At 63.7% G+C, this 22,404-nt stretch carries 24 protein-coding genes and 1 tRNA gene; 12 read left to right on the plus strand and 13 right to left on the minus strand.

The features are described from left to right. Positions 1-221 precede the first annotated feature (221 nt). From HCN50_RS09470 to HCN50_RS09480, 3 genes are all read left to right on the plus strand, one after another. Positions 222-1,430, plus strand: coding sequence for an ABC transporter substrate-binding protein (locus HCN50_RS09470; RefSeq protein WP_171709381.1), 1,209 nt, complete (start codon positions 222-224; stop codon positions 1,428-1,430). 156 nt (positions 1,431-1,586) lie between these two features. After that, complete coding sequence (locus HCN50_RS09475) at positions 1,587-2,381, plus strand: enoyl-CoA hydratase (RefSeq protein ID WP_171709382.1); 795 nt, start codon at positions 1,587-1,589, stop codon at positions 2,379-2,381. A 1-nt stretch (position 2,382) separates the two neighbouring features. Further along, complete coding sequence (locus tag HCN50_RS09480) at positions 2,383-3,147, plus strand: VOC family protein (protein ID WP_171709383.1); 765 nt, start codon at positions 2,383-2,385, stop codon at positions 3,145-3,147. Positions 3,148-3,310: 163 nt separating this feature from the next. Here HCN50_RS09480 and HCN50_RS09485 read toward each other — a convergent pair whose 3' ends face one another. Genes HCN50_RS09485 through HCN50_RS09495 form a run of 3 tightly spaced genes read right to left on the minus strand, consistent with a single transcriptional unit; the run spans position 3,311 to position 6,393 of the window. Continuing rightward, on the minus strand, positions 3,311-4,111 hold the full coding sequence (locus tag HCN50_RS09485) for an enoyl-CoA hydratase/isomerase family protein (RefSeq protein ID WP_171709384.1): 801 nt from the start codon (positions 4,109-4,111) through the stop codon (positions 3,311-3,313). 17 nt (positions 4,112-4,128) lie between these two features. Further along, positions 4,129-5,289, minus strand: a complete 1,161-nt coding sequence (locus tag HCN50_RS09490) for an acyl-CoA dehydrogenase family protein (protein ID WP_171709385.1) — start codon at positions 5,287-5,289, stop codon at positions 4,129-4,131. Positions 5,290-5,325: 36 nt separating this feature from the next. Then, positions 5,326-6,393, minus strand: coding sequence for an acyl-CoA dehydrogenase family protein (locus tag HCN50_RS09495; protein WP_171709386.1), 1,068 nt, complete (start codon positions 6,391-6,393; stop codon positions 5,326-5,328). Between the two features lie 277 nt (positions 6,394-6,670). Here HCN50_RS09495 and HCN50_RS09500 point away from each other — a divergent pair, with 277 nt between their 5' ends. After that, positions 6,671-7,453: an SDR family NAD(P)-dependent oxidoreductase gene (locus HCN50_RS09500; RefSeq protein WP_171709387.1), complete on the plus strand. Its 783-nt coding sequence runs from the start codon at positions 6,671-6,673 to the stop codon at positions 7,451-7,453. 80 nt (positions 7,454-7,533) lie between these two features. On the opposite strand, the gene HCN50_RS09505 is transcribed toward HCN50_RS09500, so the two are convergent. Beyond that, complete coding sequence (locus HCN50_RS09505; RefSeq protein WP_171709388.1) at positions 7,534-7,812, minus strand: GlsB/YeaQ/YmgE family stress response membrane protein; 279 nt, start codon at positions 7,810-7,812, stop codon at positions 7,534-7,536. Positions 7,813-7,974: 162 nt separating this feature from the next. Continuing rightward, complete coding sequence (locus tag HCN50_RS09510; protein WP_171709389.1) at positions 7,975-8,553, minus strand: YidB family protein; 579 nt, start codon at positions 8,551-8,553, stop codon at positions 7,975-7,977. A 137-nt stretch (positions 8,554-8,690) separates the two neighbouring features. On the opposite strand from HCN50_RS09510, the gene HCN50_RS09515 reads away from it, so the two are divergent. Then, positions 8,691-9,719 (plus strand): 2-dehydropantoate 2-reductase, encoded by a 1,029-nt coding sequence (locus tag HCN50_RS09515; RefSeq protein WP_171709390.1) that lies wholly within the window; start codon positions 8,691-8,693, stop codon positions 9,717-9,719. Further along, the gene (locus tag HCN50_RS09520) at positions 9,716-9,907 is read left to right on the plus strand and encodes a hypothetical protein (protein ID WP_171709391.1); all 192 of its coding nucleotides are present in this window, start codon (positions 9,716-9,718) and stop codon (positions 9,905-9,907) included. Before HCN50_RS09515 ends, HCN50_RS09520 begins: the two co-directional genes overlap by 4 nt. A gap of 69 nt (positions 9,908-9,976) precedes the next feature. Here the strand turns inward: HCN50_RS09520 and HCN50_RS09525 are convergent, their stop codons facing one another. Beyond that, entirely contained in the window at positions 9,977-10,615 is a 639-nt protein-coding gene (locus tag HCN50_RS09525) for a hypothetical protein (RefSeq protein ID WP_171709965.1), read from the minus strand. 254 nt (positions 10,616-10,869) lie between these two features. After that, positions 10,870-11,826, minus strand: a complete 957-nt coding sequence (locus HCN50_RS09530; RefSeq protein ID WP_171709392.1) for an AraC family transcriptional regulator — start codon at positions 11,824-11,826, stop codon at positions 10,870-10,872. Between the two features lie 267 nt (positions 11,827-12,093). On the opposite strand from HCN50_RS09530, the gene HCN50_RS09535 reads away from it, so the two are divergent. Then, positions 12,094-12,462 (plus strand): cupin domain-containing protein, encoded by a 369-nt coding sequence (locus HCN50_RS09535; RefSeq protein WP_171709393.1) that lies wholly within the window; start codon positions 12,094-12,096, stop codon positions 12,460-12,462. A 58-nt stretch (positions 12,463-12,520) separates the two neighbouring features. Further along, positions 12,521-13,480, plus strand: coding sequence for a tripartite tricarboxylate transporter substrate-binding protein (locus tag HCN50_RS09540; protein ID WP_171709394.1), 960 nt, complete (start codon positions 12,521-12,523; stop codon positions 13,478-13,480). A gap of 154 nt (positions 13,481-13,634) precedes the next feature. Here the strand turns inward: HCN50_RS09540 and HCN50_RS09545 are convergent, their stop codons facing one another. Further along, a complete protein-coding gene (locus tag HCN50_RS09545; RefSeq protein ID WP_171709395.1) occupies positions 13,635-14,168 on the minus strand; it encodes a PRC-barrel domain-containing protein in 534 nt (177 codons plus the stop codon). Between the two features lie 542 nt (positions 14,169-14,710). On the opposite strand from HCN50_RS09545, the gene HCN50_RS09550 reads away from it, so the two are divergent. Continuing rightward, a tRNA-Arg gene (locus HCN50_RS09550) sits at positions 14,711-14,787 on the plus strand. A gap of 16 nt (positions 14,788-14,803) precedes the next feature. Here HCN50_RS09550 and HCN50_RS09555 read toward each other — a convergent pair. Next, on the minus strand, positions 14,804-15,766 hold the full coding sequence (locus HCN50_RS09555; protein WP_171709396.1) for an alpha/beta hydrolase: 963 nt from the start codon (positions 15,764-15,766) through the stop codon (positions 14,804-14,806). Between the two features lie 235 nt (positions 15,767-16,001). Between HCN50_RS09555 and HCN50_RS09560 the strand changes: the two genes are divergently transcribed. After that, complete coding sequence (locus HCN50_RS09560) at positions 16,002-16,244, plus strand: hypothetical protein (RefSeq protein ID WP_171709397.1); 243 nt, start codon at positions 16,002-16,004, stop codon at positions 16,242-16,244. A 287-nt stretch (positions 16,245-16,531) separates the two neighbouring features. Here HCN50_RS09560 and HCN50_RS09565 read toward each other — a convergent pair whose 3' ends face one another. Beyond that, positions 16,532-18,379: a di-heme-cytochrome C peroxidase gene (locus HCN50_RS09565; protein ID WP_171709398.1), complete on the minus strand. Its 1,848-nt coding sequence runs from the start codon at positions 18,377-18,379 to the stop codon at positions 16,532-16,534. A 117-nt stretch (positions 18,380-18,496) separates the two neighbouring features. On the opposite strand from HCN50_RS09565, the gene HCN50_RS09570 reads away from it, so the two are divergent. Together HCN50_RS09570 and HCN50_RS09575 are read left to right on the plus strand one after the other, a co-directional pair. Next, the gene (locus HCN50_RS09570; RefSeq protein ID WP_171709399.1) at positions 18,497-19,180 is read left to right on the plus strand and encodes an alpha/beta hydrolase family protein; all 684 of its coding nucleotides are present in this window, start codon (positions 18,497-18,499) and stop codon (positions 19,178-19,180) included. Positions 19,181-19,355: 175 nt separating this feature from the next. Continuing rightward, the gene (locus HCN50_RS09575) at positions 19,356-20,090 is read left to right on the plus strand and encodes an aspartate/glutamate racemase family protein (RefSeq protein ID WP_171709400.1); all 735 of its coding nucleotides are present in this window, start codon (positions 19,356-19,358) and stop codon (positions 20,088-20,090) included. Here HCN50_RS09575 and HCN50_RS09580 read toward each other — a convergent pair. From HCN50_RS09580 to HCN50_RS33580, 3 genes are all read right to left on the minus strand, one after another. Next, positions 20,082-20,864 (minus strand): SDR family oxidoreductase, encoded by a 783-nt coding sequence (locus HCN50_RS09580; RefSeq protein WP_171709401.1) that lies wholly within the window; start codon positions 20,862-20,864, stop codon positions 20,082-20,084. The genes HCN50_RS09575 and HCN50_RS09580 overlap by 9 nt on opposite strands. A gap of 132 nt (positions 20,865-20,996) precedes the next feature. Continuing rightward, positions 20,997-21,971 (minus strand): ketopantoate reductase family protein, encoded by a 975-nt coding sequence (locus HCN50_RS09585; RefSeq protein ID WP_171709402.1) that lies wholly within the window; start codon positions 21,969-21,971, stop codon positions 20,997-20,999. Positions 21,972-22,168: 197 nt separating this feature from the next. Next, complete coding sequence (locus tag HCN50_RS33580; protein ID WP_235976875.1) at positions 22,169-22,393, minus strand: hypothetical protein; 225 nt, start codon at positions 22,391-22,393, stop codon at positions 22,169-22,171. Between the last annotated feature and the right edge of the window lie 11 nt (positions 22,394-22,404).

Genomic DNA, 22,404 nt, shown 5'->3' on the forward strand with positions numbered 1-22,404 from the left:
TCTTAATGCGTGCTGCCGTAGAATGGGTGGAGCGAAGCGATACCCATCATCTCTCCGCGTAACGGTATTTGACGGGTTTCGCTTCGCTCCACCCATTCCACAAGATCATTCCGCTTAGCGGAAAACGTCCAGTCCTTGCCGCTGCTGACCCCATGCGGCATGATCGCGCCGAACAATTTCAAAGCCGCAGGCAATGCGGCGCGGGCACAGGGAGAAACTCCATGAAGAGAGCAGTGACGGCCGTCTTCGCCGCCGCGCTTGCGATGTCGGCTACCGCGGCATTGGCGCAAGGAAAGCCGCCGCTCAAGCTCGGCGGCATTCTCGATATGTCCGGGCTCTACGCCGATATCACCGGGCCGGGCTCGGAGACTGCCGCGAAGATGGCGGTGGAGGATTTTGGCGGCGAGGTGCTGGGCCGCAAGGTCGAGATCCTCGCCGCCGATCATCTCAACAAGGCCGACCTTGCCGCCAGCATCGCGCGCGACATGCTCGACAACCAGGGCGTCGAGATGCTGTACGACGTCGCGGCGTCGGCGACCGCGCTCGCCGCCGGCGAGATCGCGAAAGCGCGCAACAAGATCGTGATGTATAGCGGCCCGGCCTCGATCCGGCTGAGCAACGAGGCCTGCGGTCCCTACACCGTGCACTATTCCTACGACACCTTTGCGCAGGCCAACGTGACCGGGCTCGCCACCGTCAAATCAGGTTTCGAGACCTGGTTCTTCCTCACCGCCGACTATGCGTTCGGGCAGGATCTGGAAAAGGACACCACCAATGTGGTGGTGAAGGCCGGCGGCAAGGTGCTCGGCAGCGTCAAGCATCCGCTCAACACGTCGGACTTCTCCTCATTCCTGCTGCAGGCGCAGAGTTCGAAGGCCAAGGTCGTGGGGTTGGCGAATGCCGGCGGCGACACCATCAATGCGATCAAGCAGGCGGCGGAATTCGGATTGACCAAGAGCGGCGGGCAAAAGCTCTCGCCGCTGCTTGCCTTCGTCACTGACATCGACAGTGTCGGGCTAGAGACCGCGCAGGGCCTGTTGCTGGCGGAAGCGTTCTACTGGGACCTCAACGACGACACCCGCGCGTTCTCAAAACGTTTCATGGAGCGCGTCAAGCGTCCTCCGACCGCGGCGCAGGCCAGCGTCTATTCGTCCGTCCTGCACTACCTGAAAGCCGTGAAGGCCGCGAACACCACGGACGCCGCCGCGGTCATGAAGGTGATGAAGGAGACGCCGGTCAACGACATGTTTGCGAAGAACGGCAAGATCCGCGAGGACGGCCGGATGGTGCATGACATGTATCTGTTCGAGGTCAAGAAGCCGTCTGAATCGAAGGCGCGCTGGGATTATTACAAGCTGCTAGCGACGATTCCCGGCGGCGAGGCATTCCAGCCGCTGGAAGCCTCGCGGTGTCCGCTGGTGAAGAAGTGACGGAGTGACGAAGTCACGCAGTCATCCCGGGGCGATGCGAAGCATCGACCCGGGATCTCGAGATTTCCCGGTGCGCAATTGCGCACCTGAGGTCTGGTGCTAGCGCACCATCCCGGAATGACGGCTTTAACAAACAACAAACGAAGGCACCATCCCATGAGCGCAAACGAAATGGTCCTCCAGAAACTCGAGCAGGGCTTGCTCACCATCACCATGAACCGCCCGGAACGGCGCAACGCGCTCAATCCGGACATGACGCGCGGGCTGGTGGAGGCGGCGCGGCGCGCGGCCGAGGATCACGAGGTGCGCGCGGTGCTGATCAAGGGCGCGGGCGGCACGTTCTGCGTCGGCGGCGACGTCAAGTCGATGGCCGAGGGTAGGGCGCCGCTCGGCTTCGAGGCCAAGATGGCGAACTTGCGCCGCGGCATGGAGGTGTCGCGCATCCTGCACCAGATGCCGAAGCCGGTGGTGGCGCAGCTCGATGGCGCGGCGGCCGGCGCCGGGCTCTCGATTGCGCTGTCCTGTGACCTGCGCGTCGCCAGCGCCTCGTGCAAGATCACGACGGCGTTTGCCAAGGTCGGATTGTCGGGCGATTACGGCGGCACCTATTTCCTCACCCACATGCTCGGCAGCGCCAAAGCGCGCGAGCTCTATCTGACCTCGCCGGTGCTGAGCGCGACGGAGGCCTACAATCTCGGCATGGTGACAAAAGTGGTGCCGGACGCCGACGTCGGCGCCGAGGCGCATGATCTTGCGATGTCGCTGGCGCAGGGGCCGTCGGTGACGCTCGGCTATATCAAGCGCAACATCAACAACGCCGAGACGATGTCGCTGGAAGCCTGCTTCGACGCCGAAGCCATCCACCATTCGCGCTCCGGCGACACCGCCGATCACAAGGAAGCGGCCAAGGCCTTTGTCGAGAAGCGCAAGCCAGTGTTTCAGGGACATTAAGATGGCCGAGTATCTCAGGCTGCGGCAGATCTGCCTGGTGGCGCCGCATCTGGAGCCGGTGATCTCGGACATCTCCGAAATCATGGGCCTCAACGTCTGTTACCGCGACGGCAATGTCGCCAAGTACGGCCTGGAGAACGCACTGCTGCCGATCGACACCATTTTGCTTGAAGTGGTGGCGCCGATCCAGCCGGGCACCGCGGCGGGGCGCTTCCTCGACAAGACCGGCGGCCGCGGCGGCTACATGGCGATCTTTTGCTGCGACGATCCGGACGCGCGCGGCAAGCATGCCAACGCGATCGGCGTGCGCACCGCGAACGTGATCACGCACGCGCCTTATCACGGCGTGCAACTGCACCCGCGCGACTGCCGCGCCGCCTTCATCGAGTTCAACCACACCGATGGCAGCGACGACGTGCTCGGGCCCTATCCGCCGGCGGGCCCGGACTGGCAGAAGGCGATCCGCAAGGATGTGACGCTGGCGTTGACGGAGGTCGAGATGCAGGGTCCCGACCCACACGGGCTCGCCGCGCATTGGGGGGAGATTTTGGAAGTGCCGGTCAGCAAGGGCGCGAGCGGCGAGGCGGAATTGAAGCTGCCCAATGCCAGCTTCCGCTTCGCCAAGGGCGCCAGTGATCTGATGAGCGGGCTGACGTTCAAGGTCGCCAATGTCGCCAAGGTACGTGATGCAGCCAAGACCAAGGGATGCAAGGTATCGAACGACGCGTTCGATCTCTGTGGCGTGACGTTCAGGCTGGTGGCGTAGCGAGATCCATCAACCCGTCGTCCCTGCGAATGCATGCGAACGCAGGGACTCATAACCACAGATGCTGATGGTGAAGGAAGCTCCGCTTGTGCTCTTTGCGCGGGCCGCGGCGTATGGGTCCCGGCTCAAGGCCGGGACGACGGGATGAGAGAGCTGCGCGAGATCACCGCCCCTTGAAGTTCGCCGCGCGGCGCTCCGCCGTCGCCTTGACGCCTTCCTTGAAATCCTCGGTCGCGCGGAGCCTGGTCTGTTCGGCGAGCTCGTGGTTGGTGGCGGCCATTACGCGGTCGGCGAGGCCGGCGCGCATGGTGGCGCGGGTCGAGATCAGGCCGAGCGGTGAGCATTCGGCAATCTCCGCTGCGAGCTTCATCGCCTCGGCGCGCACCTGGTCCTGCGGCACGCAGACATTGGCAAGGCCCATCCGGGTGGCGTCTTCGCCGGTGATGCGGCGGCTGGTGTAGAAGATCAGTTCGGCATTGTTCCTGCCGACCAGTTCGGGCAGCGTTGTTGTCAGGCCGAAGCCCGGATGGAAGCCGAGCTTGGTGAAATTGGCGGCGAAGCGCGCTTCCGGGCAGGTGACGCGGAAGTCTGCGGATACAGCAAGGCCCAGCCCGCCGCCGATGGCCGCGCCATGGACGGCGGCGACGATCGGCTTCTTGTTGCGGAAGATGCGCACGGCCTGAACGTAGAGGTGGTTGATCGGCAGGTTCGCCGCCGGGTCGGTCTCCGCCTGCGCTTCCTGCTCCTGCCGCTTCGGATCGGAGAAATCGGCGCCGGCGCAGAATGCCTTGCCTTGCGCGGCGAGCACGGAAGCTCGGATTTCGATATCGTTGTCGAACTCTTCCAGCGCATCCGCGATCTGGTTGATCAGCGAGACGTCGAAGAAGTTCAGCGGGGGCTTGCGGATTTCGATCAGGCCGACATGGCCGTGCTTCTCGACGCCGATATCCGTGTATTTGGTCATTGGGTTTCCTCGTTGAATTAGCGCAGACCCAGCCCGCGGGCGATGATGCCGCGCAGCACTTCGGTGGTGCCGCCCTGGATCGTCAGTTTCGGCGCGGTTTTGATCGCGAAGTCGAGTTGCTTCTCCAGCGTCTCGCGGTTGGTGGCGGTTTCCTCGACAAAGGCGGCGAGCTCGCGCACACGGTGCGGCAGTTGCTGCTCCCAGATGGTGCCGATGTCCTTGACGATGGAAGCTTCCACCACCGGCTCCTTGCCGGCCTGCAGCATGCCAGCCACCGAGACCGACATGCGCCGCATGGTGTGCACCTGCGCCACCAGCCGGCCGATGCCTTCGGCGCTGCGGGTATCCGGGTTGTTGCCGACGGCGCGGACCAGCTCGGTCAAGACGTAATAGGTCTCCAGGAAGCGTTCGGGGCCGCTGCGCTCATAGGCGAGCTCTGAAGTAGCCTGCTTCCAGGCGCCGTCGATTTCGCCGAGCACGTGATCGTCGGGAATGAAGTGGTCGGTGAACACCACCTCGTTGAATTCATACTGCCCGGTGATCTGGCCGATCGGGTTCACCTGGATGCCCGGCTGCTTCATCTTGACGAGAAACTGCGTCAGGCCGTGGCGGCGGTTCTCTTTGGTAGGGGGCGAGGTGCGGAAGATCGCGATCATGTAGTCGGCGATATGGGCCGAGGAGGTCCAGATCTTGGTGCCGTTGATCAGATAGCCGCCGTCGGTCTTGGTGGCGCGGGTCTTTGCCGCGAACAGGTCGGAGCCGGAATTCGGCTCGCTCATGCCGATCGCAAAGCAGAGCTCGCCTTTGCAGATGCGCGGCAGAATCTCCATCTTGATATGCTCGGGCGCGTATTTCAAAAGCACCGGGCCGCTCTGGCGGTCGGCGACGAAGAAGCGCCGCGTCGGCGCGTTCGCCACGCGCATTTCCTCCGTTACGACATAGCGCTCAAGGAACGAGCGCTCGTGGCCGCCATATTTCTTCGGCCAGGTCATGCCGAGCCAGCCGCGCGCGCCGACCTTGCGGGAGAACTCCGGCACGTCGGTGTCTTCGCGGTTCGGCTTGTGCGGATCGAAGGTGCCGGCGGCGATTTCTTCCGCAAGGAAAGCGCGCACTTCCTTGCGCAACGCTTCGCATACGGGCGGCAGGCGGATCGGATCGAAACGAAGGGCTGCGGTCATTGTGTGTCTCGACTTCTCAGCAAATCGGTTTGAATGTCAGCGCGAGGCGACCAGCGGCCACAGTTCGTCAGCGCCTCTGATAGCTATAAGCCTGCCAAGCTCGACCGCCCAGTAGCTTTCCGAGCCGAAATCGTCGCGCCAGGCCAGCGCCCGCAGCGAGTAGCGATGCAGGATGTGCTCGACGGTGAAGCCGATCGCGCCATGCACCTGATGCGCGATGCTGCCGCCTTTCTCCGCCGCCTCCGCGCAGCGGATCTTGGCCGCCACCGCTTCGAGAAACACTTCGTCGTTGAACGAGGTGGCGTTGGCGACGGCATCCGCGGCCGAGGTTGCCGCGGCCAAGGCCGCGGCCGACTCGCCGGCGAGCCGCGCCAGATTGTGCTGCACCGCCTGGAATTTGGAAATCTTCTTCTCGAAGGCGACGCGCTCGTTGGAATAGCGCACGGAAATTTCCAGCATCGATTCCAGCGCGCCGGCGATCTGCAAGGAGCGCGCGACGCCGCCCATCAGCATCAGCCGGGTTTGGTCGAAACCTTTTGGCGCGGGCTTGATCGCGACCGGCTGCACCCTGTCCAGCGTCACGACATCGGAAGGATCGCCGCCGAGGTTGAGCCCGGCGTCGATCCGGCATTTGCCGGCATCGACCAGCGCAATGGAGAAATCACCGTTGGCGTCGCTGGCGAGCACCGCGAAGTGTTTTGCGACCTTGGCAAACGGCACGCCGCGCGCCCGGCCGGACAGGCTGCCATCGGCGTTGACGGTAATCCGGTCCTTCGGGCTTGCGGGCACCACCGTCATCTCCCCGGCGGGCGAGGTGATCCTGGCCTGCGCCAAAAGCCAGCCGGCCAGCATGGTCTCGGCCACCGGCACCGCGATTGCAAAGCGCCCGGCCGCGCTCAACACGCTGAAACCTTCGGCGAGGCTTGCGCCCGAGCCACCGCAATCCTCGCTCACCCACGCCAAGGGCAGGCCGGCATCCGTCAGCGCCTGCCAGAGCGGGGCTTTCCACTCACCCTTCTTGTCGTGATTGATGGTTTGGGCGTCGGCGAGATCGGCAAAGATTTTCTCTGCGGTCTCGGCAACGATGTTCTCACTCTCCGCCACAGCGTTCCCCGATTTGAAATTGGCATGCCAATCCCAACTGATATTGCCGGGTCGGCTGCGGTCTTTTCTTGCGCTTTATGATGGGCAAAAGCCATAGCCGTGACAAGCGCTGCCCGCAGGGCGGCATGAGGCGGCGGCATGAAGATCGCGGCAGAAGAATAATTCCGCTGAGCGGACTTCTTCGGATTTGCACGCCCTTGGCCGCACGATATGCTAGCCGTGAAGCCTGTTCATGGCGGTTCGGACCCCAGCCAAAAAGCAACAAAGGAAATGCGAGATGTCGAAGGATGGTTTGTGCGCGATTGTGACCGGTTCTGCTTCGGGCCTCGGGGCCGCCACCGCCGGCATGCTGGCGAAGGACGGCGCGCGCATCGTCGTCAACTATTCCAACAGCAAGGCGGAAGCCGAGGCCACTGCCGATCTTTGCCGCAGCGCCGGCGCCGAGGTCGTGGTGGTGCAGGGCGACGTGTCGCGCGATGAAGACTGCAAAAAGATTGCGGCGGCCGCGGCGCCCTGGGGCCGGCTCGACGTGCTCGTCAACAATGCCGGCACCACCAAGCATGTGCCGCATCACGACCTCGACGGGCTTTCGGCGGAGGATTTCCAGCGCATCTACGCGGTCAACACGATCGGCCCATTCCAGATGATCCGCGCCGCGCGCGCGCAGCTCGAAGCCGGCGCGAAAGCGTCGGGACGGGCATCCGCCGTCGTCAACGTGTCGTCGGTTGCCGGCATTTCCGGTTGCGGCTCTTCCGTTGCCTATGCGGCGAGCAAGGGCGCGCTCAACACGATGACGCAGTCGCTGGCGCGGGCGCTGGCGCCCCTGATCCGCGTCAACACCGTGTGCCCCGGCTACATCGACACGCCCTGGTTCACCAAGGGCCGCGGCGAGGCCGGCGCGAAAGCGGTGCGCGATGCGGTGGTGGCGAAGGTGCCGCTGAAGGTCGCGTCCACCGCGGAGGATATCGCGCAACTCGTCTGCTTCCTGGCGTCACCGGCATCGAGCAACATGACGGGCGAGTTCGTGCGCATGGATGCGGGGATGCATCTGGTGCTCTAATGTCATTCCGGGGCGATGCGAAGCATCGAACCCGGAATCTCGAGATTCCGGGTTCGCTTCGCGCCCCGCAATGACGGCCGTCACCGATTCCCCGGATCCGAAATCACGCCGCGCGCCACCAGCCGGTTCCAGATGAACAGAACCACCAGCGCGCCGATGGTGGCGGTGATGAAGCCGGCGCCCTGGTCGGGACCGTAATGGCCGATCGCCTGGCCGACGAAGGTTGCGAGAAACGCGCCTGCGATGCCGAGCACCGTGGTCAAAATGAAGCCGGTCGGGTTGTTCTGACCGGGCGAAAGGATGCGCGCGATGATGCCGGCGACGAAGCCGACGACGATGATCCAGATGATGCCGCCCATTTCCGTCCCTTTCCAGTGCGTCGATAGTGACGCGGCACCTGTCGCGCCGCGCGAGATTCCTGTTTGACGCGTTTTCTACCGCAGCTAAGTCTACGCAATCTGCGTAAACTCGATTGCTATGCGAACCGGTATCCACTTCGCTCGAAAACGCTACGCGCGGCGTCAAATCCGTTCCGACATCTCGTTCTCGTTCGGCAGCCTTCCGTCCGGCGTCAGATGATTGACGACGTCGGGCAGATACTGGCTGAGGCCTTGCAGCAGATCCTCGCGCGACAGCCCGCTCTGCGCCGATAGCTGATCGATCTGGTCGGCGCCGAGCGCGTTGGCGAGATCGCCGGGCGAGACCCGCTTGTTGGGACCGTTGCTCACCCAGGAGTTGGCCTGGTCGCCAAGGCCGTTCTGTTGCAACTGCTTCATGAGGTCGCCAAGCCCGCCGCTCAAAATGCTGCCGGCGGCGCCGCCCGCGATCAGTCCACCCAATCCGCCCTTGAGCATGTCGCTGAGGCCGCCCCCCATGCCGCCGCCGGGCATCCCGGCATTTCCATTGCCCGGTGCAGGTGCCGGTTGCGGCGCCGAGCCGGTCTGGTTGCCGCTGAAATGCTTGATGCCTTTCCAGGCCAGCAATGCGAGGATTGCCATGGTCAGGGGCGACATTCCGCCACCGCTGCCGGATTGCGGGCTGGGACGGCTTGGGCCGCGCGGCCCGTTCATCATGCCGTTGAGGACGTCGAGTAAACCCATGGTTGATCTCCCTCCGTAGCCCCGTGCGAAACATAAAGGCGGCTCATGACCGTTACAAGGCGCGGCCGGCAATGCGCTCGATAGGCACCGGCTGGCGGTTCTGCTATCGAGGCTTGTTGCAACGCGATGGGTGACAAATGGTTTCGGGACAGGCGATCGGCATCGCCGGGGCCGGCAGCATCGGCTGCTTCGTCGGCGGCATGCTGGCGGTCGGCGGCCGCCGCGTTGCGCTTCTGGCGCGTCCGCGCGTGATCGCCGAAATCGAAGCAGGCGGCTTGCGGCCGACAAGCTTTGAGGGCTTTGACCGGACAATCCCGCGCGATCAGATCGTATTATCGGAAAATCCTTCCGTTTTTGCCGACGCCGCCGTCGTGCTGGTCACAGTCAAGAGTGCCGATACCGCGGCGATGGCGGATGTCATCGCTCGGCATGCACCATCTGATGCCGTCATCGTCAGCCTGCAAAACGGTGTCGGCAACACCGCCGTGCTGCGCAACATCCTGCCGGGCCGGCGCGTGCTCGGCGGCATGGTGCCGTTCAACGTGATCGCGCTCGGCGACGGACGGTTTCATCGCGCCACCTCCGGCGACATCGTCATCGAGCGCGACGAGGCGCGCATCGCCGAAACGCTTTCAGTCCCCGGCCTGGCGATGCGGCCGACCGACAACATCGACGGCGTGCAATGGGGCAAGCTGCTGCTCAATCTAAACAACGCGCTCAATGCGCTGGCCGATCTGCCGCTGCGAACGCAACTCGGCATGCGGTCATGGCGGCGCATGTTTGCCGAACAGCTCGCGGAAGGCCTGGCGGCGATGCAGGCCGAAGGCATCAAGCCGGTCTCGCCGACGCCCATTCCGCCGGCCTGGATGCCGCCGCTGCTGCGCCTGCCGGATCCGATTTTTGAGCTGCTCTTGGGACGTACCATGAAGATCGATCCCGAGGCACGCTCGTCGATGTGGGAAGATCTGCAGCATGGCCGCCGCACCGAGGTCGACTATCTGCAGGGCGTCATCACCGAGATCGCCGCGCGCCGCGGGCTCAAGGCGCCGCTGTCGCGACGGATTGTGGACTTGATCCGGCAGGCCGAGCGCGAGGCCAAGGGATCGCCCGGGCTGACGCCGGAGCAGATTCGATTCGGGAGCGAGCGCGAAGGGAGAGGCGAATGAAACGGACAGGTCTGATGCTCATTGCGGCTGCCCTCGCCGGGGCGGCATCGTCGATCCCCGCCCATGCCGTGCCGCCGACGGTAACACCGTCGCCAGGCTATGAAGCAAGGCTAAGGGAGCAGCGGGCGTCACGGGCCGTTGTCGCCCCGGTCGTCAAGTCGCGCCGCATCAAGCGGCGTGCGCATTGATGCTTGTTTCCGCCGGTTGTCATTCCGGGTTCGTGCTTCGCACGCCCCGGAATGACGGAGAAAAGCTCGCTAGCCCTTCTTCTGCTTTGCCGGCTGCTGCTGCTGCGGATTGAATAGCCGCTTCAGCTCGTTGATGCTTTCGGAGAGCCGCGGCCAATCACACGAGAACTGATTCTTGGCGCATTGCGCCGCCTTGATGCGTGCGGCCTGCTTGACCGGGCTCGCCACCGGTATCGGCACCTTTTCGGTTTCGATCGGCGGAGAAGTCGGCTCTGTGCGCAGCGAAACCTGCTGTATCCCCTCCGCTGGCGGCAGCTCGGGTTGCTGCTGCTTGGCTGCCTGTACCGCCGAGAGGTGGTTGCGGCGCTCGCGCTCGAGATAGGCGGTATATTGCTCGTCGATTTTCTTCTGCTCTTCCGGCGTCGGGTTGGGGCCGGCGATGTCGAACGTCCGGTCCTGCATGAAATCGTAATAGGTGTAACCGCCGCCGGGCTTGCGGCGCCCGGCGAACTTCGCGTTACACTCGGCGAGCTTCTCGGTCTTTTCTTCCCTGGTCTTCGCCTTCTCGGCCACGTCGGCGCAGGATTCGAAATCGTACGGCGCACTGCGCCACCACTGCGCATCCGAAGCCACCGGCGCGAGCACGAACAGCCCGCCGATCGTGGCCACAACAAATGAAGATGCACGTGAGGCGCTCACGGACGATATTCTCCGGTCGAATTCTCTAGGGAACCTTGATTGAGTCGATTGTCATCATTTTGGCAGCGCTGTCACGCCGAAATTGCACGATGTTCCCGCTGGCGTTGTGACTCTATCCTCAAGATGTGACCACTGGAACACAGCGCTAGGCCATTAAAAATCTTTAAGAAATTCAATGGCAAGCAAAGTTCCGCGCGCGATATTGAAGTGATTCTAACTGCACGATTGAGGGAGCGGATAAGCCCGCCACATTGTGGCAAGAATCAGTCAGCTCGTCGCGCGCGGGCCAGCGTCTGCGACGCAGTCTCATGGAACGTTGCGCGATACAGCCTGGCAAACTCGCCCATGTGATGGAAGCCGTTGGCGCGGGCGCACGACGTCACGGTGATCGCGTCGGACCCTTTGACGAGTTGTGCGCGCGCCGACCAAAGCTGCTTGAGGCGCAAATAGCGATGCAGGCTCATGCCGCGAACGCTCGCCACCGCCGTGCCCAGCGTCCTGACCGACACGCCGCATTGTTCGGCGAGCTCGGCGCTGTAGATCGCCGAGGCGGCGTGGAATCCGACATACTCGTCGATCATGCGAACAAGGTGGCAGTAGTTCCGGCTTGCAAGCCGGTTCGTCCATTCCGGCGTCCTGCTGCGGCGGAACATCTCGTCGATGGCGAGCAGCAGGTCTTCCTGGATGGCGAGCGCCGCGCTCGGGCTTTGCAACAGATCCGGTCTGGCGGAAGCGGTCTGCAGAATGCCGGTTGTGATCGATCTGACCGTCGCCAGGGTGTCGGCATCCGGTGTGAACGGGCATAGCTCGTCCGGCGTATCGAACCATTCGCGGTCGCGCAGCCCGGCTCCCAGGATGATGATGGCGTGCAGCGACCCGTGTGGCTCGACGAACTGGAGATCCACATTGCCGCGCATGCCGACAAAGGCCGGACGGTTCACGGAGAGGCCGTTGACCGATACTTCGTAAGCATCCTTGATCTGGAAGATGACGACGCCGTGCGCTGCGCGGTAGCTGACGTCGACAATGCGGGGAAACGACGTGAGCAGGGCGATCTGGCAGCCCGGCAACTGCACCATCGCGCGCGCCGTATGGAAATTTGCGAGGGTCAGCGGGACGCTGCGCGCGTCCGCCACAAACTCGACCGGCCGGAAGGCGTCGATGTCGGAAAACCGGGCGATTGAAAGCGCCGGTGAAGGCGAAAGGTTCTGAAACAGCATGTCGACGCGACCGGGTCCGAAATTTGAATCCCGTCTTTAAAGTCGAACGGTCTGGTTAACTTCGCATTAACACGTGTGGCCGGGTAGGTGCGATTTCGTGCCGCTACGAGTGGCTGAACCGCGGCCGGCCGGCGACCGGAGAGCAATCGATACCGCGGCGGGTGGTAAATCCATTATAGCTGCTCATGCGGCAGCATCCGGGGAACGCAGGCCGGTATGTGTCGCTTTGATCAAATCGGTCGCATCAGTTGCAGCTTCGGAGGAAAGATGAGTCAGAAGGACGAATTCCACAACCTCGATATCCCGGCCGACGGCCTGTTTCGCGAACTCGCCGCCGGCGTCACGACGCGCATTTTCTCCGGCGAGCACGCCATGCTGTCGGTGGTGACGCTGGCGCCGTATGCGCAGGGCACCCTGCATCACCATCCCGAGGAGCAATGGGGCGTGCTGCTCGAGGGATCGGCGATCCGGGTTCAGGGGGATGAGGAAATTCCGGTCAAGAAGGGCGATTTCTGGCGTACGCCCGGCAATGTGCCGCATACCATGCGGGCTGGACCGGAAGGCGCCCGCGTGCTTGACATCTTCAGCCCGCCGCGGCCCGAGTACAAGAAAGCCGGGTCCGGCTTCGGCACTTAAAGATAAGCCTAGCGAACAAAAACAAATAATCGCAGGCGTTCATGGGAGGAGAGTTCTGGTGAAGATTACAAGACGCAATCTGCTTGCGGCGACCGCCGCGTTGGCGGTGACGCCGGCGCTGGCGCAGGGCGGCAAGAACATGACGCTGGTGGTGCCGTTTCCGCCGGGCGGATCGACCGACGCGCTGGCGCGGCTGTTGCAGTCGCATTTGCAGACCAAGCTCGGCCGGACTGTGCTGGTTGAGAACAAGTCGGGTGCGGCTGGCTCGCTCGGCGCCATTCAGGTCGCCAAGAGCGCACCTGACGGCGCGACGTTCCTGGTGACCTTCGATTCGCACGCGGTCATTCCCTCGATCCTCGAAAAGCCCGGTGTCGATGTCGAGAAGGACCTTGTGCCGGTGTTCCTGGTCGGTACCGCTCCTTACGTCGTCGCCGCGAATGCCGAGCGGCCGTACAAGAACTTCGCCGACGTGGTCGCGGCCTGCAAGGCCAATCCCGGCGCGGTCAAATACGCCTCCGTCGGCATCGGCACGCTCGGCCATCTCGCGATGACGGTGCTCGGCAAGAAGGCCGGCGTCGAGATCACGCACGTGCCCTACCGCGGCGGCGGTCCGGCGATGAACGACGTGCTCGGCGGCCATGTCGACATGATCGTGGGCTCAGCGGCGCTGATCACGGCGCAGCTTGGCACCAACATGCTGCGTCCGATCCTGCAGATGGGGCGCGAGCGGATGCCCGTGCTCAAGGACACCCAGACCGCGATCGAGGCAGGCTTTCCCGATTTCGAGACGCTGGCCTGGTGGGGCATTTTCGCGCCCAAGGACACGCCGGCCGACGTCATCACCGGCATGGCAAAATCGGTGAAGGAGATCCTGAGCGAACCGGCGGTGGCGGCGCAACTGCAGGAGACGCAGCAGATGACGCTCCTACTTGCCGACGGCAAGGAGTTCTCGACCTTCTTCGCCAAGCAGGTGAGCATCTGGGGCCAGGTCGTCCGCGAGAACAACATCAAGGCGTAACGCTGGGGAAAACAATCGTGTTCCGGACGCGGTGCGGCGTCTCTTGACGGTGCACCGCATCCAGGACTTGCGGGCAGCCGCATCATGGACCGCGCATCGCGCATGATTAAGGCCCCACCTAAGTGCGGCCTTAATCATCAAAGCGACGAACGCCTCAGTTGTAGTCTGAATATTTGAACTGCGGCATCGCCTTGAGCTGCTCCTTGGTGCCGCTCATCACCGCGTGGTCGGGCATCCAATCGTTGGTATCGGCGCTACGTGGGGTCGTCGTGGTCGTCGCCGCGCCGGTCGTTGTCTCGCGCGGTGCAGTGGCTGTATCGCGCGTCGTCGTGGTCGCCGTGGAACTGGTGCGGACTGGCTCCTCCATGAATTTGAGCTTGTCCATGGAAACGGCGATGTCGTGCTCGCCCATGCCAAGGAAGCCGCCGACGCCGATGACCACGGCATTGACCTTGCCGTTCTTGTCGAGGATCAGCTCGTTGATGTCACCGAGCTTTTCATTGGCTTCATTATAGACGTCGAGGCCCATGAGCTTGGACGCGCGCCAGTTGCCCTTGAGCATCATCTTTTCCTGCGAGCCGGCGGTGGCGGCGGGGGCGGCGGGCTGAGCCGTCTGCGCGGTCTGCGCATAGGCGGGAGCACTGAAAACGGCGGCGCTCAAGAGAGCCGCGGCTAAAAGCTTCTTCATTTTTGTCCTCCTCGGAAGTTGATCGATGCTCCTAGAACAGAACGCATGCGCGAATGTTCCTCTGCGCCCGGAGCGAAGTTGCGCCTCAAGGATGCGGCGCAGCGATCGGCGGCCGAAAGACCGCCTCACATCAAGGCAAGTGTTGCGGGGGATTTGGTGCCTCGACTGGAAACATGTTCTCGCTGTCTGCGTTGAACTGACGGCTCATACCCTGGCACCGCCGGCGGGTGCCATTTTTGCGCCCCGTCGCACCGGTGCATTCGGCTTTCTCGGATGGCGTCACCCGCCGGCCACATGCGTTTGGCCGAATCAGTCGTATCTTGAAGTGGTATGGCCGCAAACAAGGTAACGGCGGTACACAGGGCCCAACAGCCGCAACTGGGGCCGTCGGCGACGGCTCCTTTTTGGCTTCCGGTTCGATCCCCGGCATCTTCCGACTGCCCGGGTTTTTCGCGGCTCAAAGCAGCGGTTTCGAAGGGCTGGCGATGCCAGGCCTGCTTTGCTATGAAGCGTGCCAGCCACCTGCCATCCAGCAGGTCCGCGGTCCCGTAGCTCAGCCGGATAGAGCGACGGTTTCCTAAACCGTAGGTCGGAAGTTCGAGTCTTCCCGGGATCGCCAGTTCTGCAATCGCGGCTTATGCACCTTTGTCCAGCAGCGCCTTGAAATCGGCGCGTGCGCGCTGCGCCTCGCGCTTCGCAGTCTCGGACGCCTCGCCGAACCCGAAATAGCCGTGGATCAGGCCGAGACCGTCATAATAACTGGTCGGAACGCCGGCGGCTTTTAGCGCGTCGGCATAGGCCTTGCCCTCGTCGCGGAGCGGATCGAACCAGGCGGTGCAGACGATCGCAGGCGCCACGCCGGCGAGGTTTTGGGTGCGCAGCGGCGAGACGCGCCAGTCGGCGCCATGCGTTGGGTCGGCAAGGTAATGGCCGCAAAACCATTCCATGGTGGCGCGGGTGAGGAAATAACCATCCGCGTTCTCGCTGCGCGACGGGAAGCGGGCGTTCTCTTTTGCGTCGGCGAAATTTCCGACCACGTCGGTGACGGGATAGACCAGCAATTGTGCGGCCAGCCTGATGTCGGCATCGCGGCAGGCGATCGCGGTGGTGGCCGCCAGATTGCCGCCGGCGCTGTCACCGGCGACACCGACGCGCGCCGCATCGCCACCGAATTCGGCGATCCGGGAGAAGACGTCCCTGGTGGCGGCGAAGGCATCCTCGAACGCGCCGGGGAAACGCACCTCGGGCGGACGGCGATAATCGATGGAGACGACGACCGCGCCGGTCTCGATCGCGAGCCAGCGCGCCTGCCGGTCATGGGTCTCGATGTCGCCGGCGACCCAGCCGCCACCGTGGAAGAACACCACCGTCGGCGACTTGTCGCTCGAGTTCCGGTAGGCCCGCGCGCCGAGGAATCCCGCCGCGCCCTTCACCTTGATATCCTCCGTGCTCGCAACTGGCGGCGGTGGCACGGCGGCGCGCGAGGCAGCCAGGGCGCGCAGGTCATCGCGGCAGGTCTGCGGCGTCATCGTCACGGGATCGCGCAGCGGCAGCAGAGGAATGATCTGGGCAACGACAGGATCGAGCGGCGGGATCATGCGGGGCCTCGCGTGGAACAGGCGGCAGCATAGGTTACCGGGGGCGGCTGCCGCAATCGCGGCGTTTTGCGGTATAACGGGCCGTTTCCTTCAACTGATAATGATTTCTTCAAGAGAGATGCGCGGCGCGCGTTGATAGAATGGCGTGCCGTTTACTTTTGGTTATCCCTAAATGGGCGCGCGCGCGGAACGGCCGGGCGCGCCGCTCATTACTCCCTTCAGAGGGAGTGGTGCGATGGATCAAATTGCCGGAATGGATCGGGCGCTGGACGAAATGCTGGTGCAGCTCGGCGGGATGGTGCTGAGGCTGTCCAGCCCGGAGGTGACGCGGACTCCCGAAGAGCGGCACGCGCTGGCGTGCTCGGTCAACCAATATTCGCGCTGCGCGGCGCGCTCGGCCGACCCGCGCGTGCACCAGCTCAAGTCCGAGCTCGAAGAAACCATCAAGCCGCACTTGCGGCTGGTCGCCAGCCGGTAAGGCAGGCCGCCTGATCGCATCTGCGATGCGTTGATCCGAAACGGCAACGGCCGGGCAAGGGCCCGGCCGCAGCAGTGTGTAAACAGCCTAAAAGCATGATGAAATTAGGTTTGATTGCGACCACGAAGAAGGTGCGCTCCCTCTCCCGCTTGCGGGTGGGGGTGTCTCCGGAGGCGACACTGCCCGAGCGGAGAGAGCCCCACCCGGCGCTTCGCGCCAACCTCCCCGCAAGCGGGAGAGGTGAAGCGCGTCTGTGGCCAAATTGATCTAACCAAAAATCATCACGCTCAGAGCGTCTTGAGGTATTCGATCAGCGCCTTTCGATCGCCCGCCGACAGCGCCGGTCCGATGACGCCCTTGATTTCTCTGTCCTTGCTGTACTCCTTCCTGAATTCGTGGCCCCGGTTCGAATTGCCGCGAATCGAGGTGTCGAATTCGAATCCGTTGGGAATCGGGTCCGTCTTGTACCCGATCTTCACGGCGTCGTATTCGCGGCTGCCGAGATAGAATTTGGCAGGCCGTTTCTCCGGGTCGCCCAGCAAGTCTTCGATGGTCGGCACCGAGCCGTTATGCAGATAGGGCGGCGTTGCCCAGATGCCGTTCAGCGGGCGGACCTTGTAGGCGAGTTCACCCCGCAGCTCGTTCGGCATGTAGCCGTCGATTCGTTTCCGCTCCGCCGCGCTCACCGGCGGCTTCTGCTGATCGAAGATGGAGTTGACGGTCTTCTCGACGAGTTCGCCGAGTGCGAACGCAAAGCTGGAGCTCTTGAGGCCGAGATGCTCGGGTACCGCGACCGTGCGGGCGAGCATGTCCGCCGCCTGCGCGGGATCAGTGCCGATATGCGAGATCGGAACGTTCTCGACCTTGAGGATCGCCTCGCCGGCCTCGTTCTTGGTCCACCAGTCCTTGTTGTTGAAATCATAGAACGCCTCGCTCGTCACCGGCGGCCGGTGGCATTCCTGACAATGGGTCTTGTAGAGCTCCGCGCCCTTCTCGGCCAGCTTCTGATCGATCGGCGGCAGGATGTCACCCGGCCATTTCGGCGACTTCAGGCCGGAGAATCCATCCTTTGCATTGGGCGGATTCTTGCCTTTGATCATCTGCTCCATCTCATCGAGCGACTTCACGTCGACGCTCGATTTGTACAGGCCCTTTGATGGATCGGTCAGATTGAGCTCCGCCGATACGCCGAGCGATTCGCCGGCGTTGCGCACCATCGGCTGCATGATCGAGCCGTTGTACTGCACCCAATCGAACCACGGCGTGTTCCAGATCCGCGGGAAATGCACCGGCGCGGAGGAGCCGGCGTAATTTTCCGGCTTCTTCAAGTCAATGGAAAACACCTGGTTGCCGATCCGGTTGAGCGCGTCGAGCCGTCCGTATCCTTCCAGGATGCTCTGGGAGGCGACGCGTTCTTCCAGGTTCTTGACCTGCTTGTACTGGGCCAGGACCTGGTCGAGCTGGTTCTTCAGCGTCTCGCGGTCGTCGACGGATGAGTCCGGCCCCAGGATGCGCTCGGCAAAGCGGCTGAAGCGACCGGGCCAGATACGCGTCAGCAGCAGCGAGATGCCCATGCCCTGTTTCATCTTGAACAGATCGGTGAGCGCCGGTCCGCCGTCGATGACGACCGCGGTGTCCTTGTAGGTGAGGCTGCCGGTATGGCAGGCCGCGCAGGTCAGCCCGACGCCGGTCATGTCCTGCTTGTTGCGCGGGTTCCTCCACGGCGCGCCGGTTGGGTCCAGCATCGGGCCGCCCTGCGCGAAGCCGATCGGCAGCGCCTGCTTGCCGGAGATGATGGTATCGGCAATGAAGCCGTAGCGATCAAGATAGGCGGGATCGCTGAACAGGCCGGGCGAGGTGAACAACAGCCACGGGATGGTCGGCTGTTCCAGCGCCATGAACCATTCGTAGGGAAAGCCGAAGGTCCGCGTGCCCTGATCGGCGTGATAGAACCAGCTCAGCTTTTCCTTGGGAATGCCCTGGTCGAGCCACACGGTCTTCTTCGGCGTCGGATGCTCGACGATCCTGACGTGAAGATCCTGCCACAGCTTGGCGACGTCGTCCTTGAAGGCGACGTAACCGATGCCGACGATCGCCAGCACGCCGACAATTTTCGCAATTCTCCAGCCACGCATGGCGTGCCCCTTCCCCAAAGCCGCGCTGCCAGCGCGCAATATTCCTTGAGCGCGCGGGATGCGCTGTGTTTTTCAGTATAGAGTCTCCATCATGCAGAAAAGTGACGGACAGATCACATGACGGCAGAGGCGGCAGAACACTTGCGGATCGAGATCAGTCCTGGTGACGCCGTTTCCGCGCTATTGATTCGGCCGCCGCAGGCGCGCGCGTGTTACGTGTTTGCGCACGGCGCCGGCGCGGGCATGACCCACAAATCCATGGCGACGGTTGCCACAGGCCTTGGCGAGCGCGGCATTGCGTCGCTGCGCTATCAGTTTTCATACATGGAGAAAGGCAGCAAGCGGCCGGATGCGCCCAAGCTCGCGCACGCCGCCGTTCGGGCGGCGGTGGCGGAAGCGGCGCGATGTTGTCCGTCGTTGCCGCTCGTCGCGGGCGGCAGATCGTTCGGCGGCCGGATGACGTCGCAGGCGCAAGCGCTGGCACCATTGTCTGGCGTTCGCGGGTTAGCGTTTCTCGGCTTTCCGCTGCACCCGGCCGGAGCGCCGTCCAGCGAGCGAGCCAAGCATCTCGCCGATGTCGAAGTCCCGATGCTGTTCCTGCAGGGCACGCGCGATGCGCTGGCGGAATTGAACCTGCTCGAACCCGTCGTCAAGAGCTTGGGATCGCGCGCGACGCTGCATTTGCTTGAGGGTGCCGATCACTCCTTTCACGTGCTGAAGAGCTCTGGGCGGAATGATCGCGCGGTGCTTGACGAAGCATTGGATGCGTTTGCAGCGTGGATTGAAGACGTCGTGCGTTAATCTCTCCGATGTCGTCCCTGCGAACGCAGGGACCCATAACCACGACTGTGCATTGTTGAAAAAAGCTGTCTCCCCTTCGTGACCTTTTCACAGGCCGCGGCGTATGGGTCCCGGCTCAGGGCCGGGGCGATGGCGAGAGAGTTGCGCTTCGCGTCATCCTAGCTACGATGGCGCCATGACAAAAATCCTCATCGTCAATCCGAACACAACCGCCGCAATGACCGAAACGATCGGCGCTGCCGCGCGCGCCGTCGCGGCAGCCGACACCGACATCGTCGCCGTCACCTCGGCGATGGGCCCGGTCTCGATCGAAGGCTATTACGACGAAGTGTTCGCCGTGCCCGGCCTGATCCAGGCGCTGATGAATGTGCCCGATGTCGATGCGGCGATCATCGCCTGCTTCGACGATACCGGCCTCGATGCCGCGCGAACCGCCGCGCCGTTTCCGGTGGTCGGTATTTGCGAGGCGGCGCTGGTGACGGCCGGCCAGATCGCAAAGCGCATCGCCGTCGTCACCACGCTGCCGCGCTCGATTGTGCCGCTGGAAGAGCTGGTGCGCCGCTATGGCTATGCGGAGCGGGCGCAGGTCACCGCCTGCGACGTCGCGGTGCTCGATCTCGAGAAGCCCGGCTCGGGAGCAGAGGCAAAACTGGAGGCCGAAATTGCCCGCGCGCTCGACAAGGGCGCCGAGGCGATCGTGCTCGGCTGTGCGGGCATGGCCGAGCTGGCGCAAAACCTGTCGCGAAAATTCGGCGTGCCGGTAGTCGACGGCGTAGCGGCCGCGGTCAAGCAGGCCGAGGCGCTGGCCGGATTGAAGCTCACCACATCCCGGCGCGGCTCCTATGCCTCGCCGAGCGTGAAGAACTACACCGGCTTGCTGGAGCGGTTCGCGCCGAAAACCTCAGGCTGATTGCGGCGCGCCGTAGATCTTGTCGCGCAGCCGGCGCATGCCGGCGAGCCAGCGGTCGCGGTTGGAGGCCTTGCGCAGCATGTATTCGGCGACCTGCGGGTGCGACAAAATGAGGAAGCGTTCTTCCGCCATCGCCTCGATCACCATCCGCGCCACTTCCGGTGGCTGCAGCACGCCGTCGACCCTTGCCGCGCTCGGGCCTGGTGTCGTCATGCCGGTCTGCACCGATTGCGGGCACAGCACAGAGACGCGGATGCCGCGGTCGCCATATTGAATGGCGAGATGCTCGGCAAGCGCGACGGCGGCGTTCTTGGTGACGCCGTAGGGCATCGAGTTCAGCGAGGCCAGCAAGCCCGCGGCGGAAGCGGTATTGAGCAGATAGCCCGAACCACGCGCGAGCATGCCCGGCACCAACGCGCGCGCCGCAAACACGTGGCTCATGACGTGGACGCGCCAGCTCACGTCCCAGTCGGCGTCGGAGGCGGTCTCCTGACCCTTGCGCGAAAGGCCAGCATTGGAAAAGAACACGTCCACCGGACCATACTTGTCCTCGGCCGCGGCGATCAGCGCCTTGATGTCTTCCTCCAGTCCGACGTCCGCCGTGATCGGCAGCCCGTCGATGTCGCCGGCGACCTTGGCGAGCTTCTCGCGCGAGGTCTTCAGATCGGCGAGAACGACGCCGCGCGCGCCGGCTTCCGCATAGGCGCGCGCCACCGCCTCGCCGATGCCGCTCGCGGCTCCCGTGACGACGCAGACCTTGCCTTTGACATGCATGGTGCGGTTTCCTCTTCTTGATTCGACTCCTCCGTCGTTGCGAGGAGCGCAAGCGACGAAGCAATCCATCTCTCAGCTTGCGGCGCGATGGATTGCTTCGCTGCGCTCGCAATGACGGTTCGGATGTCTTGCCTAACCTGCATAGAGCCCCTTGTCGCGCGCCTGGCGGATGGCGAGTGCGGCCATCATGTCGAGCATCGGTGTCGAAAGTCCGGCGGCGCGCGCAAACGCGGCGGGCGCGCGGACCAATACGTCGATCTCCATGGCGCGACCGAGTTCGTAATCCTGTAGGATCGACGGCTTGTGATCCGGCGCGGGGCCCGAGCGCGTCACCCGCTTGACTTGCGGAAAGCAGCTTTGTGCGACGCTGTTGGCTTCATCCAGCAGGCGCGGGACGATGTCGGCGAGGTCCGGATCATCGCGGACGGCGCGCGCGGTCTGTCCGGTCAAAAGGCACAGCACCGACATCGACATGTTGGTCAGGAGTTTTGACCAGATCGTCTCCCTGATCTGCGCGACCTCGGGCGAATCGATCGAAGCTTCGTTCAACGCGGCGCGCAGCTTTGCGACCCGCTCGCTGGCGCGATCGTCGCATTCGCCGATCAGGAGCCGATTGCGTTCGGGCGACAGGTTCGCCACCACCCCCGGCGCAACGACTTCGTTGGACGAAAACACCACGCCGCCGACAATCCGTTGTTTCGGGATCGCCGTGCGCAAGCGTCCGCCAAGATCGAGAAAGGCCAGGTCCGGCACGGGCGGATGGCTTGGCGAAAGCCCGATATCGTACCACCAGGGAATGCCGTTCTGCGCGAACACCACGGCGGTATCATCGCCGAGCAGCGGCAGCAAGCCGGCGGCGAGGCTGGAGAGGCTTGTCGCCTTCAGCGTGCAGATGACGGCGTCCTGCCGGCCGAGCGTCGTCGGATCGCTCGATGCATTCACCTTCGCCTTGAACTCGCCATCTCCGACACGCAGCGTCAGCCCATTCGCTTTCACGGCATCCAGATGCGCGCCTCGCATCACGCAGGAGACGTCGTGTCCTGCCTGCGCGAGCCGCACCGCAAAATGGCTGCCGACGGCGCCCGCACCGAAAACGCAAATCCGCATGGATGGAAATCCTGCTGGGGAAGGGGGACGTAGCTCTTGCTAGTTTTCACAAGCCTTGTTCATGCGCAACCGGCCGGTTCGTCATGGCGGTTTGCGCAAGATGGCGCGCTGCAGCGCCAGCGGGAACCTTCCTGTTCCATTAGCATTCATTATGCACCTTCAGTGTCAGTGACGTAGCGATGGTGGGGCGTGCCATGTCAAAACTCGGGTTGGGAATTGCCGTTGTTGTTCTCGCCACCGCGCTGTCGGCGGCCGGTTATGCCGTCGCGAAGGGTGGCGGCGGCCATGGCGGTGGCCACGGAGGTGGACATGGCGGCGGTCATGGAGGTGGACACGGCGGCGGCCATCGTGGCGGAGGTCATGGTCACCATTTCGGTGGCCGGCATCATGGCGGCGGTCATTTTCACGGCAGAGCGGCGCATTTCCGCTCCTT

Source organism: Bradyrhizobium archetypum, from assembly GCF_013114835.1.
In the GTDB taxonomy this organism is placed as follows: domain Bacteria; phylum Pseudomonadota; class Alphaproteobacteria; order Rhizobiales; family Xanthobacteraceae; genus Bradyrhizobium; species Bradyrhizobium archetypum.